The organism is Cryobacterium ruanii (assembly GCF_004404055.1).
Taxonomy (GTDB): Bacteria; Actinomycetota; Actinomycetes; order Actinomycetales; family Microbacteriaceae; genus Cryobacterium; species Cryobacterium ruanii.
The window spans coordinates 1-14,900 of the sequence record NZ_SOHK01000017.1; the positions used below are offsets into that span (position 1 = coordinate 1).

The 14,900-nt window shown below is 63.5% G+C and carries 16 protein-coding genes and 2 tRNA genes; 4 read left to right on the forward strand and 14 right to left on the reverse strand.

Going from position 1 to position 14,900, the window contains the following annotated elements; genetic code table 11:
- The 4 genes from E3T47_RS15935 to E3T47_RS11540 form a co-directional block, all read right to left on the reverse strand.
- Positions 1–1,230, reverse strand: a 1,230-nt coding sequence (locus tag E3T47_RS15935) for a hypothetical protein (protein WP_166805706.1), incomplete at its 3' end; no start/stop codon positions are given.
- Positions 1,231–1,241: 11 nt separating this feature from the next.
- Positions 1,242–1,937, reverse strand: a complete 696-nt coding sequence (locus E3T47_RS11530) for a hypothetical protein (protein WP_134551477.1) — start codon at positions 1,935–1,937, stop codon at positions 1,242–1,244.
- Positions 1,938–1,945: 8 nt separating this feature from the next.
- Positions 1,946–2,275, reverse strand: coding sequence for a pilin (locus tag E3T47_RS11535; RefSeq protein ID WP_233200523.1), 330 nt, complete (start codon positions 2,273–2,275; stop codon positions 1,946–1,948).
- 19 nt (positions 2,276–2,294) lie between these two features.
- Positions 2,295–3,479 carry a hypothetical protein gene (locus E3T47_RS11540; protein ID WP_241982216.1) on the reverse strand — a complete coding sequence of 395 codons (1,185 nt, stop codon included), beginning with the start codon at positions 3,477–3,479 and terminating at the stop codon, positions 2,295–2,297.
- 615 nt (positions 3,480–4,094) lie between these two features.
- On the opposite strand from E3T47_RS11540, the gene E3T47_RS11545 reads away from it, so the two are divergent.
- Positions 4,095–5,030 (forward strand): DNA-processing protein DprA, encoded by a 936-nt coding sequence (locus E3T47_RS11545; protein ID WP_166784253.1) that lies wholly within the window; start codon positions 4,095–4,097, stop codon positions 5,028–5,030.
- A gap of 27 nt (positions 5,031–5,057) precedes the next feature.
- Here the strand turns inward: E3T47_RS11545 and E3T47_RS11550 are convergent, their stop codons facing one another.
- The 7 genes from E3T47_RS11550 to E3T47_RS11580 all read right to left on the reverse strand — a co-directional run bounded on the left by E3T47_RS11550 (position 5,058) and on the right by E3T47_RS11580 (position 10,537).
- A complete protein-coding gene (locus E3T47_RS11550; protein ID WP_134551479.1) occupies positions 5,058–6,977 on the reverse strand; it encodes a type IV secretory system conjugative DNA transfer family protein in 1,920 nt (639 codons plus the stop codon).
- Positions 6,974–7,714, reverse strand: a complete 741-nt coding sequence (locus E3T47_RS11555; RefSeq protein WP_134556236.1) for a hypothetical protein — start codon at positions 7,712–7,714, stop codon at positions 6,974–6,976. The genes E3T47_RS11550 and E3T47_RS11555 overlap by 4 nt, the downstream gene beginning before the upstream one ends.
- Before the next feature lie 185 nt (positions 7,715–7,899).
- Positions 7,900–8,160 (reverse strand): hypothetical protein, encoded by a 261-nt coding sequence (locus tag E3T47_RS15940; RefSeq protein WP_166805707.1) that lies wholly within the window; start codon positions 8,158–8,160, stop codon positions 7,900–7,902.
- Positions 8,161–8,491: 331 nt separating this feature from the next.
- Positions 8,492–8,875, reverse strand: a complete 384-nt coding sequence (locus tag E3T47_RS11565; RefSeq protein WP_134551481.1) for a hypothetical protein — start codon at positions 8,873–8,875, stop codon at positions 8,492–8,494.
- A gap of 60 nt (positions 8,876–8,935) precedes the next feature.
- A complete protein-coding gene (locus tag E3T47_RS11570) occupies positions 8,936–9,298 on the reverse strand; it encodes a single-stranded DNA-binding protein (protein ID WP_134551482.1) in 363 nt (120 codons plus the stop codon).
- A 437-nt stretch (positions 9,299–9,735) separates the two neighbouring features.
- Positions 9,736–10,149 carry a hypothetical protein gene (locus E3T47_RS11575; protein ID WP_134551483.1) on the reverse strand — a complete coding sequence of 138 codons (414 nt, stop codon included), beginning with the start codon at positions 10,147–10,149 and terminating at the stop codon, positions 9,736–9,738.
- Between the two features lie 178 nt (positions 10,150–10,327).
- A complete protein-coding gene (locus E3T47_RS11580) occupies positions 10,328–10,537 on the reverse strand; it encodes a helix-turn-helix transcriptional regulator (protein WP_233200524.1) in 210 nt (69 codons plus the stop codon).
- A 104-nt stretch (positions 10,538–10,641) separates the two neighbouring features.
- Between E3T47_RS11580 and E3T47_RS11585 the strand changes: the two genes are divergently transcribed.
- The 3 genes from E3T47_RS11585 (at position 10,642) to E3T47_RS11595 (ending at position 13,122) form a co-directional block, all read left to right on the forward strand.
- Positions 10,642–11,241, forward strand: a complete 600-nt coding sequence (locus E3T47_RS11585; RefSeq protein WP_134551484.1) for a helix-turn-helix domain-containing protein — start codon at positions 10,642–10,644, stop codon at positions 11,239–11,241.
- A gap of 78 nt (positions 11,242–11,319) precedes the next feature.
- Positions 11,320–11,892: a hypothetical protein gene (locus tag E3T47_RS11590; RefSeq protein WP_134551485.1), complete on the forward strand. Its 573-nt coding sequence runs from the start codon at positions 11,320–11,322 to the stop codon at positions 11,890–11,892.
- A gap of 99 nt (positions 11,893–11,991) precedes the next feature.
- Complete coding sequence (locus E3T47_RS11595) at positions 11,992–13,122, forward strand: tyrosine-type recombinase/integrase (protein ID WP_134556238.1); 1,131 nt, start codon at positions 11,992–11,994, stop codon at positions 13,120–13,122.
- 40 nt (positions 13,123–13,162) lie between these two features.
- On the opposite strand, the gene E3T47_RS11600 is transcribed toward E3T47_RS11595, so the two are convergent.
- The 3 genes from E3T47_RS11600 to E3T47_RS11610 form a co-directional block, all read right to left on the reverse strand.
- Positions 13,163–13,253: transfer RNA gene (locus tag E3T47_RS11600), tRNA-Ser, on the reverse strand.
- A gap of 103 nt (positions 13,254–13,356) precedes the next feature.
- Positions 13,357–14,658: an LCP family protein gene (locus E3T47_RS11605; RefSeq protein ID WP_134556239.1), complete on the reverse strand. Its 1,302-nt coding sequence runs from the start codon at positions 14,656–14,658 to the stop codon at positions 13,357–13,359.
- Between the two features lie 85 nt (positions 14,659–14,743).
- A tRNA-Ser gene (locus tag E3T47_RS11610) sits at positions 14,744–14,828 on the reverse strand.
- Positions 14,829–14,900 lie beyond the last annotated feature (72 nt).

Here is a 14,900-nt window from a genome sequence, read left to right on the forward strand (position 1 = left end):
GCCTGCGCCGGCTCCGGCAGCCGCACTGGCGCCCGCGGCTCCCGCGGTGGCGGTCGCTGCCCGGCTGGCACCGAGCGTCACGCCATCACCGGCTGCACCGGTGCCGGCTGGCGCAGCGGCGCGGTTGCCGATGACCTCCGACAGGCTCCCCGGAGCTGTCGAGGATTCCGAGACGCGCTCGGTCGTGGAATCCGTGGACTCCTTTGTCGTTGTCGAGGTGGCCCGTTCTGCGGTGGAGGGTTGGCCGTAGCGTTCGGTGGCTTCGGTCATGTTCTGGGCGCCGATGTGCTTCCCGACGTCCACGGACGGACCGGTGGTGCCGCCGAAAGCCATGGGAATGATCGGCGCGAACTTCATCAGTAGCAGCGGCGAGAGCGCGGCCATCAGCAGACCGATGATGGCCACCATCAGCGACACCATCGATTGCAGACCGAAGTTGTTGCCAAACGCGCTGATCTGATTTGCCGTCATCGAAAAGGCCAGGCCCAGCAACAGGAACAGCAGCGGGTGAGCCGCGAGAATCCCAATCCAGAGCGCGGCGATCTTCAAGCCGAAGGAGCGCTTGTTCTTATCGATGATCCACACCAGCCCGAGCGGTAGCAGTACCCCGGTGAAGTAAAGCGTCACCAGCTGCACCAACAACATGAGCAGCACCAGGAAGAGTGCAAGGATCATGCAGATCATCAGGATGACGCCCATGACGATTCCGCCGGTGATGCCGACTGGGTCGGCCTGCTCAATCATGGAGCTGAACTGCACGGTGACGGTCGTCGCCGTGCCAGTCAGGCCGGCGGCGACGAAGACGTCCGTCAGGGAGTGGAAGAAGTTGATCAGCATGATCCCGAACATTGGGCCGAACATGGCCCCGACTAGAAATGTTCCAAAGTACAGTCCGACAGACTCGACCAGGTCGCGGCCCGCTTGGGCGCCGCGCGCCGTTCGCACGGCCTGCGGGATCAGCAGCAGCACGGCGACGAAGATCGCCGTAGCAAAGCTAATCTTGTAGGCGCTGATGAACCAGTCCGCCGTCAGATCCGGAAGCGTCGCACTGGTCAACGCCGGCATGATGTCCCGACTCATCCCCTCCGCCGTATCGCGGAGCATCTTGAAGGTATTTCCCCACGGGTCCGACCAATACGACACCACACCCGCTGCACCATTGATGGCATTACCGATGCCGCCCACGAGATCCCCGAAAAATCCTGGGTCATCGCCGGGCTTGGTCGCCATGCCCAGCATTGTCAGCACCCGCTCGTAAAGGGTGCACCGATGGAGAACAAGTCCTCTGTCGTGCGAGTCCCTTCAGACTTCGCAAATTTCCACTCGCCGTTTTCCCAGCGGACGGTCACGGTAATTGATCCTTTCAACGTCGGGCTCATGGCCCCCTGTTGGACGAGCCCCGTGCCGATCGTGGCGACGACTTCATCGTTCGACGCCGATTCGATGTGCCACACGCCGGGAATGGTCGACAGATAGTATTCCGTCGTGTCCGGCACGAGCCCGCCCGAGACGTTGGGATTGTTTGCAAAAAACTTTCGCAAATCCTTGGTCGGAATATCTGCAGCGAGAGCGCTAGTCGCGACAGTGTCTGCATCGTCCGACGACGGGTAGGGGTACTGGTGTAGCCACCGTACGAAGGCCGCGGCGTACTCCACTGCCCCTGTGCTTGTGTGCGGTGCAGCTTGTTGCGCAGCGAGGACCATGGCTGCGTCTCGCGTTTCACCGCCGAGGCATCCGGTCGGCTCCGTGTCGACCGGTGCGGTGCTCGGCGACGGCGTGCTGCTCGCTCTCGGCGTTGTCGGCTCGGGTGTGGGTGTGACAGTGCCAGCTTGGCTGCCGAAGTAGACGGCGCCGGCGATGATGAGTGCGCCGATGAGGATGGCGGTGCTAACGATCCAGGGCCAGGTGCGGCGGGTGGGTGGTGCGGTCGCGTGCACGAGCGCTCCTATCCGAAGACGGCGAGGATGGCGCCGACGATCACGGCGAGGGCGGCGAGCACCCCGAGGGAGATACCAGCCCACATGGCTTGGTTGCGGGCGGTTTTGTATTCGTTGGGGTTGCCACCGCTGGAGGCGCTGGCCATTTTGATGATGCCGATGATTAGGAACACGATCGCCAGGATGATGCCGATCCCCCATACCCCGGCGAGGAGCTTCTGCCAGAGCAGGGTGAATTCCGCCCCGAAGATGGTGAAGTCCGGCAGGATGCCGTCGAGCGGATTGTCGATCGTTCGCACCACGGTGCCCACGAGGGTCTGCAGGGATTCTGTGAGCATGACGGTTCGCCTTTCGCTGCTATCGGACGGTGGCTTGCAGGGTACGCACGACGCCCGCCGCCGCTGCGGTGAACGCCCGTCGCGTCTGCGGGGCGAGATGCCCGAGGGTGATCTGCCCGCGCTCGGCAATGTGCGGGTCATACGGGATAGTGAACACCTGCTCGACACCCGCGTCAGCGATAATCTGATCGACCCGGTCGACGACCTGCCGGTTCTCCGGCCGCCCATCCGTCAGCCGCAGGATCGTCGCGTGCTCGGCCAAGCTCGCCGCCTTCCCGCCGGCCGACCGCAGTACATCGAGCAGCGCGACCGCCTCCAACACCGCATCCCCGGCGTTGAACACCGGAATCACCAACGCATCGGCGGTATCGACGGCGCCCTGGAACGCTGAGGAGGAGGGCTGGTTGCCGCTGTCCATAATGCGGATGCCGAAGTACTGATCGACGACCGCCGCGACCGCAGTCACATCGTCATGGGTCAGGCGCGGCCGGCGACGCACGGTGCCGATCACGGACGCGAACGAGGTTTGAGGCGCGGTGTAGCCGGCGAGCTGCCCGGCGCTGGTGATGGTGTCGACGTCGCGGACGAGTTCTCCCATGCCGCGGGCTGGGTTTCCCTCCGCCCGGAACGACAATGCGCCGGGGTCGTCGGATACCTCGAGGATGCACACCGATCCGCCGCGGGCGGCGGCAAGGACTCCACCGGCGATGATCGCCGACGGCGTCTTCCCGACGCCGCCCTTCTGGTTGGCGACCAACACGCTCACCGCGCGAGTCCATGTTGCCTGCCGGATCGTTTCCTCATCCCGCCGCAAGGCTTCCGTCTGTTCGCGCTCGGCCAGCTCTGCCGGTCCGGGCGTCATCGGCAGCCCGAGGCGGGAGAGCACACCGCGCAGGCCGCGCTGCGCACCCTGCGCCTGCGGCGCGGTGGAGAGCAGTCCGAGGTCGTGATCGGAACCGCCAAACAGATCGGCCAGAGCCGGCTCAGACGGGATTCCTACCGGCCGCTGCGGCATCGCGCTGGCCGGTGCACCACTCTCGTCGACAGCTTGGCGTTCCGGAAGCGGGACAACCGGACGTTCGGGAGTGGGGGCATCCGCTTCGATGTAGCCCTGGGCACGTGACGCACCGCGAAACACGGTACTCGCGGGTGGGTCAGTGTGCTGGTTCGTGGTCTGTGATGTTGCCTGATTCTGACTGGACACAAGCAAATCTCCCTCTCTAGGACTCCATACGGTGCTCGACAATCACCACAACGACACAAGACACGGAATCGGTCAGCAGGTTGGCCGAGCGTCGGCGGATTGTGGCAACAGCCGGGCATATTCCTGCCAGCCATGCTGTCGTATCCGTTCGAGCGGACCGGGTGTGCACCGTCACGATTCCCTTTCTGTGCGGCGTCGTTGCCGTCTAAGTCGAGAGTAATGCTCACCTCCGACATTGAATGCGACACACCGCCAAGAAGACACGAAATGCCCTCAAAAAGTCCCGGCCACAACAGCGGTCCCGTGACCGAGCAGTCGCCCACGCCTTGGCAAGTGCTCGCCAGTTCGCAAGCGCAAGGACCTGTGCGGAAGCGGCTACGCCGCTGCGAACCTCAAATAATGAGCCGCGTTCGCGACCTGTTTTCACGGGCTTGTTTGACCTTTCCGGCCGGTCATCGTAGCTCGCTTCGCGCCTGCGTTCCCAGATTCTCAGACGCGGTCGCACGCTCCCTTATTTCGCCTGAGATTCTGGGCACTACAGCTCTCCCGCTCGCTATCGATTTCTCTCGCCGGAAGGCAAACAAAATATTCGGTCCAGGAGAGGGAGCCACCATCATGACCATCGCTGCGGTTATCGACACCATCAGCACCGACACCACCGTAAGCAGTCCCATCAGCCACGACACCATCGCCCGCACCGCCTGGGCCACCATCGCCGAACCGGGCGACCCCCACGTTTGCGCACTCATCGCAGGGTATGGGGCCGAAGCAGCCCTGAACGCCCTCCTCAGCCTCGACCCCGATACAGCCAGTGGCAGAGACGGGACCATCGCGCAGCTGCGATCGACCAGCCTGCCTCGGTACTCGGTCAACCGGGTCGTCGACGCGATCCGTCTCACCGTCGCAGGCGGGTACGAGCTGCTCACGCCATCACATTCGAACTGGCCGGCATCCGTTGCCGACCTCGGAGAGGCAGGACCGTTTGCTCTCTGGGTGCGCGGGGACGCTTTGCTTCTGAGCGCGCCGAGCGTGGCGTTGACGGGCACGCAGTTCGCGACCCCGTACGGCAGGCACCTTTGCGTGGACCTGGCCTCCGGTCTAATCGAGCGCGGCTGGGCGATTGCCTCCGGCGCCGCTCGCGGCATCGACACCGCCGCCCTCGCCACCGGTCGGGCATTCGCCGGCCGCAACGTGGTTGTTCTCCCCACGGGCATGGACGACACTTGCCCTGCGGAAAACGCGGAGCTGGTCGACGCAGTCGCGACGCGCGGTGTCATCGTGAGTGAAATCCCACCGGGACGCACGCCCTCGGCGTGGCAGTTCCAAGGCGGCAACCGACTCCTCGCTGCGCTCGCAACCAAGACCGTCATCGTCGAAGCGGAATACGAGTCCGGGGACCTGCACACCGCGGTGACCGCCATGGAACTGGGCCGGCCGTGCGGTGCCGTGCGCGGGTTGGCTGCGACCGTGGCCAATGCGGGATGCGACCGGCTCATCCGTCAGTACGGCGCCCAACTTGTCGCCACCATTGACGACGCCGACCGACTCTGACCCTGGCGAGAGCGCCGCCCGCATCGGTCAGGCGGCGCTCCCGGATTCATCCGTCTCGACGACGTCGAGCCGCACGACCTCCGCGTCACGACCACGCTCGACGTCAGCCGGCGCCGGCGCCGGCACCGGTGTAAGCGGCGCGGATGGTGGTGTCTGCAGTTGCCGGTTGGGCAGTGCTCGGAACGGAGCGATCGCGCCGCCCTGCACGATCCAGAACGCTCCGTCCGCCGCTTCCCGCACATCTTGCGGTGGGATGACGTAGGTGTGTTGGGCGCGGGCGCTGCCGAGTTCCTCGCCGGTGGCGCGGCCGGCGGATTCCATCCGCATCACCGTCCCGGCATACTTCACCACATCTTCCGGGTCTTTGGATCGGCCAAAGATCAGCGCAGCGCCACTCGTGAGTGCACGGCGACGGCGGACCTCATCGTTAGATAGGCCCGCCGGGCTCTGCGTCGCGAGGACTAAGCCGACGCCGGCGCTGCGCGCCGTCTCAAACAGGCTCCCCGCAGTATCACCCGGGTCCTGCGACCCTGTCACCAGCTGGGGGAATTCGTCAACGATGACGACCACCGGGGACTTGTCGCGACGCTCCAACCGGGTGGCGAGAAAGTTCCGCAAGTCCAGCAGGAGCAGATCACCCAGCCGCGCCTGAGCATCGTCGACCGGCGACAGCGGAATGACCGTCACGTCAGCTTTCGGCGCGTTGTAGGACCAGCCGTCCTGGCCGATCCAGCGTTGCATCGGCCGCAGCGCCACCAGTAGGCTCTGCAACGCCCGTGCTCCCGCGGTCGACCCGTCTCGCTCCACGCGCTTGTTGATCAGCGGCAGGTCGTCGGTGTCGTCGACGAACCGGGCTGGGTAGGTCAACCGCTCGCGCAGGTCATCGATGCTGCTCAGCGGAGACCTGCCTTGCACCATTTGCAGCACCCCACGAATCTCATCGAGATAATGCTGGTTCGCGCCGTCAGGTACGGGCATCAGCCGCATCAGCTTCGCCGTGATCTGGTCGCCGGTGCCGTTAAAAAGGTTCCACGTACCGCCGGTTGTCGCGGTGCGACCATAGGTCTGCGCCACGGCGACCAGGTTCTCGGCGTCAGCCGGGTCGCCTTTCGCGTCTATGACGAACACGGGCCACCCGTATTCCAATGCACACAGTACGAGTCCGTTGATCAGGACGGTTTTGCCGCTGCCGGACTCCGCGATGATCAGTGCCCGCACCGACGATGCCGTCGGCGGCAGTACCAGGTATTTTCCGGTTGCATCGACCCAGTCGCGCACGCGGCGCATGTCATAGAAGCGGTCAGCGAGGGTTCGAATCGTCACCCGGCTCGTCACCCCGAATGCCTGCCGCTGATCTCCCACGGCCAGCGGCACGGTGACCGCTTGGCGGGTGGTGCCGACGATGCGGCCTGTCTCGGCCTCGAGGCGCACGCCGATGCGGCGGGCCACGCTGCTGTCGGCGGCACGCTTGCGTGCGGTCTCAATCTTCTCCTGCCGCACCACGTTCGATACTCGCCGGGACCGAACCTGCTCGGCGATTTTCCGCCGCCGCAACGACCACGCGGCCGGCAGCAACAGCACCCCGGCAAAGAAATTCGCCACCACCCACGGACCAAACATCGACCAGAGCTGCGCCCACCACTCAGCGTCGTCAAAGAACTCGGTCGCGGCCCCCGAGCGGATCCAGTCCGCCAGCAGGATTGCCTCCCAAGTGAGGAGCGCGGCTACGAGGAGGATGCCGACCGTATTAACCGTCCACTGCCACCGCCACACCACCCAGAACCGGGTCTTCGTCGCGATAACGTCGCCGGCAAGCCGGCTCACCACGACCGGCACGACCAGCGGCAACGCAATCAAGACCATGACGACCGCGAACGCGGCGCCGAGCAGCCGCGCGATCGTGTCGCTGGTGGCGTCCGTCTCTACCGGAACGGCCGTCTCGCTCATGCGCGGACCCGCGTCGACTCGCCCCACCCGCTGCTGCTCTCGAGCTCCACCACGTGGGCGGCTCGTCCGTGTGCGGTCGCGTAGGCGCCGGCGCCCAGCTCGGCGCCGGTCCAGTACCCGCGTGCGTCGAGGGAGTGTTGGGAAACGAAACGGGGTCGGTCGGTGCGGACCAGGTGCTTGTCCGCCTCCCGTGTTACCGCCCGATCAGCGTCCGCCGTGCAGAAATACACCACCCGATCAATCCCCTCATGCGCCAAGCGATACGCGTGGCTCTGACAAATCGACTGATACCGCTGCCACGTCTTCGGCGTCAACTCCACCTCCACCAACTCGACAACCCCGTCACGCTCGGCCACCCCATCAGCCTGATGCTCGCGCACGCTGTTCGGTTTGCGGTCCCGCCGCCACGTGAACCCCTGCGCCAGATAGCGCGCCGACACCGTCGCAACCGCTACCTCATGCCGCGTCGTCTGCCGAAACAGATTCGGCGCCGGCTTCCCAATCGCCAGATACGTGGCCCACACTATCGACCCGTCCCGATACGCAACCCGGCCCCGGCCCAGCAATCCAGTCCCGATCATCCGCGCAGCCCACTGCTGCGCCCGGCGCAACGACACCGGCTCACCAACACCAGACAGGGCGCCCAACGCCCACCGCACGGCGTCCATATCCGCCAACCGAACAACGTCCAACCATGCCAGAAGTGCCTCGTCGCGCTCCGTCACCTGCACCATCACCCAGCTCCAAACTGACAACGTTTCAGCTTTCCACCACGATTCTGCACCCAGCCACCGACACAGCCCCGCATGCCACACCGCACATCGTCCACTTCAACTCATCGACCTCACCGCTTCTGCTCGTCGTTTTTCTTATCCGATTGCTTCCTACTCTCTGCCGTCAGCTCCCACATTTTCTGCCGGCTTTACCTAGCTTTTCTCGTCACTTTTTTCACTTCTTCTCTGTCTTCTCTTCTTGTTCTCCCTATTTTTTTCTTTTCAGTTTTTTCTTTTTTGTTTTTGTACTTCTGTTTTTTTCTTCTACCTTTTTCTTCTCTTTCCCTGTCCCACCACCACCCCTTTACTTCCCAACCTCCTACACACTGAGGAACGATGGGTGTGGGAGGTTGGGAAGCGAGCGCAGCGAGGGGGCGGCGGTGGGACAGGGAAAGAGACCCCCTACCCATTCGTTTACCTATTCGCTGCCAGTGAATAGGTGGACGAATACCCGCGCAGGCTTGTGGCGCTCTTCGTGCGTCAAATTCGTGACGGACGACGTGGTGCCTGCGACCGATCTTTGGCCCCTCTGCTGCGCATCTAGCAGTCGCCCGCACTGGACCTGCTCCGCCGGGCGAAGCCGAAATGGGGGCCCGGATATTGATGGCGTCCTGTGACGCTGGACCCGCGGAAGCGTCGACGCGAGCGGCCAAATCTTGTCGGCTCTATGTCGTTTCAGCCGTCGAGGCATGAACAACTCGATGTGCGATCACGGGCCGTTCCGTCACCGGAATCAGCTCGTTACGACAAGCGCCGGAATCGTTCCACGCTGTCGAACCAGCGGACGACGCTGTTGGCGTTGTGGGCTTGCATGAGGGCATCTTCGACGATGCCGGCGAATTGGGCGGCATCGCGAAGGCCGAGTTCAGCCCGAGCGACTCCGGGCGCGCAGCCGGCGCCGCAGCCGTCTTCGCCGTTGCACTCGACGCCGTCGACGACGGTGCTGTGCCAGTTGGCGAGCTGGTCGTACACCTGGCCGAGGGAGCGCTGGGTGGCGGTCAGACACCCGAGCAGCAGGTACGAGTCGTAGGGCCGTTCGATCGCACGAGTCGCGTGCGCCAGGCTGCGTGCGATGTCGGCCAGCTCGTTCGCCCGGCTGATCAATTCGCTGTCGTGGTCGTTCATGGTGGTGCTCCTTTCATGAGGTATTCAGGGTGGGCCGCGCGTGCGGCCCACCCTGAATAGCTATTCGGTGTCAGGCTTGGAGTTGCGGCGAACGGTGGCGACGGCGCGGTTGAGGTCGGGTCCGACGTTGTCGGCGTCGATGACGCGGCCGTATTGGCGTGTCTGCTCGTCGCCCCAGCTGTCAGTGTGTTCGCGGCCGACGACGATGACGGGGTCGCCCTTATGCAAGGTGGCGGCGACGTTTTGGCCGAGCTCGAACTTAGCTTCCACGAAATGCGTGGTTGCGGCGTCGTGGGCGAGCCATTTGCCGCCGCGGTACTCGCCTGTGTTCTCGATGACTCGCAGCTTGGTGATCTGAATGCTGCCGGCTGTGACGACCTCGGGGTCCAGAGCCAGGTTGCCGATGATGGTGCGTGTGGACATGAGTGCTTCTCCTTCGATGGGTGGTGCGTTGAATTGCGGTGGGGAGTCGTTGGCTTTGGGTTCTTCGACCAACTATTTTTTGTGCCGTCCGGCGAGAAGAATCGATAGCGAGCGGGAGCGCTGGGAGTGCCCCGAATTTCAGGCGAGATAAGGGAGCCAGCGACCGCGTCTGAGAATCTGGGAACGGGAGGCGCGTAGCGAGCTACGGTGATCGGCCGGACAGGTCACAAATTGCGTTTCACGCGGTGGGGATGCGCGCCGATTGCGGCCGCGATCAAGGGGCCTTTGCCCGACGTTGCTGGCAAGTTATCCACAGGTGTTTTTCGCGCGCGCGTACTGTTAATTTTTTGTTTGTCCTGTTAGTACTGTTAGGGGGGCCGATCAGTGGCCCCCTATAGGGCCAGATCTGGCCCCCTATCGGTACGCTAAACGGCCCCCTACGGAGGCCGCTCACCGGCCCCCAAACCTCCGCGTCGAAGCATCGGAATGACGTTGGTCTCGTACCGTCGGTGACCGCCCGGTCTCGTGCTGTCGACGAGCAGATTGAACTCGGCATTGTGGCCACGGTGGCCAGCACTGACTCGCTCGATAGCGCCGCTGGCGACGAGTTCCGCGATCGCCCGCTTGACCGAGTGATACGCCGACTCTGATCCGTTGTCCGGAGCCAGATAGCCCAGGGCGATCGCCGAGGATTCTCGGGATGCGAAGTACCGTCGCGGCGGTTGATTACCGGGGTTGTCGTTGTCGTCCCAGGTTTCCAAGGCCATGTGCACGAGCAGCCGGGTTGCCGCGTGCCCCAGGCCCAGGCGTGCAGCTGCGAGAACCGCGCCCTTAGCCGCATATAGGCCCACAGTGCTCTCACCCACCGGATCGGGTGCGAGGCGTTGCGAGATGGCAAAATTTCAGTATTCTGGACATAGATCAGATCCTTTGCGGGTGTTCGATCCTTGCCCCGGGGTGCAACCCGGGGCTTTATCTTTGGCCTGCCGCGAGCCGACGATTTGGTCGCCTGCAACAGGAGGCGCGGCCTCACCGCGTCACGAGGGCGCGTTTGCCCGTCTGCGTCTGTGCGCTCGCCTCGACCCAGGCGATCACTTCGGCCCGCTTGTACAAGACTTTCTTCGGCGTCGGCTTGTAGAAGCGCGGTCCCCGACCCAAGTAGCGCAGGTGGGCCAGCCCGCCGACGGTCAGTCCGGTGAGTTCGGCGACGACGACGGGGAGGATGAATTCTTCGGTCATGATTACGTCCCTTCGGTGACACGAGACACTCATTGCTTCGTGTTGCGATCACAATAAAACGCTTTTCGCTGTTTGACAAGGACCAATAGCTGTACGGTGTCGGCATGACAGGTTTTGTGAGGCAGTCCGGAATTGGCGAGCGGATTCAAGCCATCCGGAAACGGCACGGCATCCGCTCCGCCAAGGACCTCGCCGACCTCATGCCCGGCGGCAATGTCACCGAGGCGATCCTGCAAAACCTTGAAGCCGGCCGCAAGCAGGACCTCTCGGTCAGCCAACTCCTGAACATCTCCCACGCGCTGCGCGTTCCACCGGTTTTTCTCCTTGCACCAATCGGGCGCCCGCATGACGCGCTCGACCTGGTAAACCTCAGCAATACCTTCGAGGGAATGACCGTCGCTGAATTCGATGCCTGGATCTCCGGGGAAACGAATGGCACCTACCGGTGGCGTGACCTCACCGAGCGCACGGAACGCTCGCAGCTCGAGGCCATGCGCCAGCTCATTGCCAGCCTGCGCGAGCGCCGCCGTCTCACCACCAACGCGGCCATCGAAGCGGAACTCACGCCGCCGGGTGAGGTCAACACGGACCCCGCGATCTGGGATACCACGCAGGAACGACTTGCCGAGGCAAACCGGCGCATCGAACAACTCAGCAGCTATCTCACCGACGCGGGCTGGGACCTCGAAGGATGGGTCAAGTAGACCGCTGAGCCCGGGCCGAATAACTATCGTCCGCGTGTGAGCGGTCGAGGTATCGCCCTTGAGTTGCACTCTGTGCGCGTGATGAATTTCCTGGCGCAGGCTGGGATCGGCGACCGCATTCAAGCGATTCGCAAGCAGCACGCCATCCGTTCGGCTAGCGCCCGCGCCGATCTCATCCTAGGCGACAATGTCACCGAATCGATCGTGCAGAATATCGAGGCTGGCGGCAAGGACGACCTTCTCGTCAGCCAACTGCTCAACATCGCCAAGGCCCTACGCGTCTCGCCAATCTTCCTCCTCGCCCCCGTCGCCACACCCTCGGCCCGGTTCGACATCGCCAACCTCAGCTCGAGCTTCGATAACATGACCGTGGTCCAGTTCGATGCCTGGATCTTGAGCGCGGTCGACGGCGCTTACCACTGGGCCACCAACGACGAACACTCCGAACGCGCCCAGCTCTTGGCGACGCCGGAGCTCCACACGCAGCTCCGCGAGCGAAGTCGTTTGGCTGTAAAAGTCGAGGGCGAGCGATTCGTAGAGTCCGCTGACAAAATCGCTGCGACTACTGCATTCGACACCACCGAAGTGCGCCTCCCTAAATTCAGCCGGCGTATCAAACAACTCACTAGATATCTGGCCGCGGCTGGCTGAGAAACAGAGGGATGGTCTTACTGACTTCGCCCAGCCCAATGTCGGTGGGCGAGAGGAGAGTGGATCCAGCACAATCACTGACGATCCCGAGGTGAGATCATGGGCAGCATCTACTCGTATCTAACGAAGGCCGGTAAGCGCTACCGAGTCGTCTATCGCAAGCCGGACCACGATCAAGCACAGAAACGCGGCTTTACGACGAAACGGGATGCCGCGCTCTTTCTCTCAACGGTCGAAGTCACCAAGGCGAACGGCGATTTCATCGAGGCCTCAGCTGGTCGATTGACCATTGCGACATTGGGTGCTCAATGGCTCCACCACCAGTCACATCTCAAGCCCTCCAGCCTGCGCCCGGTTGAAATCGCGTGGCGCCTCTACGTGAAGCCAGCTTGGGGCACCCGAACTGTGGGCGAAATTCGTCACAGTGACGTTCAGTCGTGGGTGACTGAACTTACCGCGGTAAAGGGCGCGACGACTGTCCTCCGCGCCTACGGCGTCCTCGCTTCGACCCTCGACGTTGCCGTCAAGGACAAGCGAATCACCTCGAATCCGGCGCGCGGCGTGAACCTGCCTCGCAAGATTGCCAAGGAGCACACCTACCTGTCACACAGACAGGTCGCAGCGCTGGCGACCGCCTCCGGCGACCGTGCAACTCTCGTTCTCATAATGGCGTATTGCGGCCTCCGCTGGGGCGAAGCCATCGGGCTTCAGGTCAAGGACATCGACTTTCTCAAGCGCAGAATCAACGTCAATCGCAACGCTGTTGAGGTCGGTTCGCAGATAGAGGTCGGAACTCCGAAGTCCTACAAAGTGCGCTCGGTGCCCTTCCCCGCGTTCCTACTCCCCGGACTGAGTGACGAATGTCGAGACAAGCCGGCAACGGCACTCGTCTTCGCCGATCGATTCGGAAACCACCTCAAACGCACCCGGGTAAGCCTGGGCACGCGGAGCTGGTTTCTGACGGCACTTACGACGGCAGGCCTACCACGGATGACAATTCACGACCTCCGCCACACGGCCGCAAGTCTCGCAGTGAGCGTCGGCGCAAACGTCAAAGCGGTGCAACGGATGCTCGGTCATGCCTCCGCAGCGGTGACCCTCGACACCTACGCGGACCTCTTCGATGACGACCTGGACGCCGTTGCAGACCGTTTGAATCAGGCCGCTATTTTTTCAAATGTTGCCAAAATGTTGCCAAAACAGAATTTTGGGGCAAAGGAAAACCCCTGACTCCCAGTGTTCATATGGGATTCAGGGGTTCAAATGGCTGCGGAGACGGTGGGATTTGAACCCACGGTACCCCGTAAAGGGTACTCCACCTTAGCAGGGTGGTGCACTAAGCCGAACTATGCGACGTCTCCTTGGAGTTCGCTTGCGCAAACACACGGTCTTATCTTAGCCGTACCACGGGCATCCGCTTTCACCATGAAACTCTCGGTCAGAAAAGCGGATGCCCGCGCCCGGCTACTGGTCCTGCAGGGTTCGGCCGGCCGTGCAGGTGTAGTCACCAGCGGTCTGGCCGGTCACCGACTCCGACAGGACGACTCCGGGGGCCTCCGTGGCCACCGGCGCATCGGTCGCGGCCGGCGCCTCGGTCGCGGCCGGCGCCTCGGTCGCGGCCGGATCCGTGGTCGCGGCCGGCGCAGGAACAGCCTCAACGGGAGCATTGGGGTCGGCAACCGTGCCACGGCCGGTTGTTCCGCTCAGCGCGAGGGGCTGATCTGCTGCAACGGCCTCGAACAGGTTGTCGAAGGCTGGCTGGACGGGCTTGACCCCTCCGGTCGTGCTGCCGGTCGGCACTTGGGCGAAGACGACCTGGTCAAGATCGATGTCCTTCAGCGCGATGGCGATCGAGGCGAGGGTGGTCACGCTGTTGAGACTGTCCGACAGGCGCATATTGGCTGTAACCGCCTTGGCCAGGGCGTATACCTTGGTCGGGTCGGAGAGCGTGTCAGCGCTCTTGATGGTGCGCACGAGCGAGGACATGAACAGCTGCTGGTTGTTGATGCGGGTCAGGTCGCCGCCATCGCCGACTCCGTGGCGGGTGCGCAAAAACTGCAGCGCGTCATACCCGGAAAGCACGTGCTCGCCCGGGTCAAGGAACGTTCCGGTGTATTCGTCCTCGATGCGGCTGGCCACGCAAACCGGCACGCCGCCGACGGCGGAGGACATGTCCATGACGCCGCTGAACTGCACCTCGGCCGCGAACGGAATGTCGAGACCCGTGAGCTTCTCGACGGTCAGCACGGTGCAGGCGAGGCCCCCGTAGCTGAGCGTGGTGTTGATCTTCTGGCTGCTCATGGCGCTGAACGAGCCACCATCGGGGTCGGGGCAGGAGGGGATGGAGACGAACATGTCACGGGGAAAACTGATGACCGAGGCGTTGCTGTGGTCCTCCGAGATGTGCAGCAACATCGTCACGTCGTTGAGGTCGCCGGTGGAGTCCTCCGGCCCGAATGCTGCGTCCTGGCCGACCCTGCTGTCGCTGCCGACGATGAGCATGTTCACGCCGCCGTCGATGGCGCCGATCGAGGGTACCGGACCGTTGGACTCATTGGCGAGGTGCACGCTGGGCTGCACACTCGAAGCGACGTCGTAGGTGGCGATGGCAGCGACGGAGAACCCGCTGACCAGGACGACCGCCACGCTGCCCGCAAGGACCTTCGCCACGGCAACGGCAGCGTTCGACTTCTTCAGTCGGCCGTGACGGGCAATGGTTTTGAGGTCCCTGGAACCGGCGCGGCGGGGGCGAAGTTGGTCGCTCACTCGTGTCCTCTCATCGGGTTATCAGCTTGGTCGGCCTGAGGCGACAATCATTGTGCGCCGGTGGTTTTGCGTTGCACGGGTGCTGCGGAGGGCGTGGGATTCGAACCCACGAGACATTTCTGCCCACCAGTTTTCAAGACTGGCTCCATCGGCCGCTCGGACAGCCCTCCCGGTTGCCCATTCTCCACACGAAATACTGCGCGGAAGAATTGGGCGAACTGGGCCGATTCTAGCCGATGGCA

Bases quoted from the DNA above. Each gene is read 5' to 3' on its own strand.
- E3T47_RS11580 (WP_233200524.1), bottom strand. From the start codon at position 10,537: ATGACCGAAGAATTCATCCTCCCCGTCGTCGTCGCCGAACTCACCGGA.
- E3T47_RS11570 (WP_134551482.1), bottom strand. From the start codon at position 9,298: ATGTCCACACGCACCATCATCGGCAACCTGGCTCTGGACCCCGAGGTC.
- E3T47_RS15940 (WP_166805707.1), bottom strand. From the start codon at position 8,160: ATGGGTAGGGGGTCTCTTTCCCTGTCCCACCGCCGCCCCCTCGCTGCG.
- E3T47_RS11565 (WP_134551481.1), bottom strand. From the start codon at position 8,875: ATGAACGACCACGACAGCGAATTGATCAGCCGGGCGAACGAGCTGGCC.
- E3T47_RS11550 (WP_134551479.1), bottom strand. From the start codon at position 6,977: ATGAGCGAGACGGCCGTTCCGGTAGAGACGGACGCCACCAGCGACACG.
- E3T47_RS11585 (WP_134551484.1), top strand. From the start codon at position 10,642: ATGACAGGTTTTGTGAGGCAGTCCGGAATTGGCGAGCGGATTCAAGCC.
- E3T47_RS11535 (WP_233200523.1), bottom strand. From the start codon at position 2,275: ATGCTCACAGAATCCCTGCAGACCCTCGTGGGCACCGTGGTGCGAACG.
- E3T47_RS11545 (WP_166784253.1), top strand. From the start codon at position 4,095: ATGACCATCGCTGCGGTTATCGACACCATCAGCACCGACACCACCGTA.
- E3T47_RS11595 (WP_134556238.1), top strand. From the start codon at position 11,992: ATGGGCAGCATCTACTCGTATCTAACGAAGGCCGGTAAGCGCTACCGA.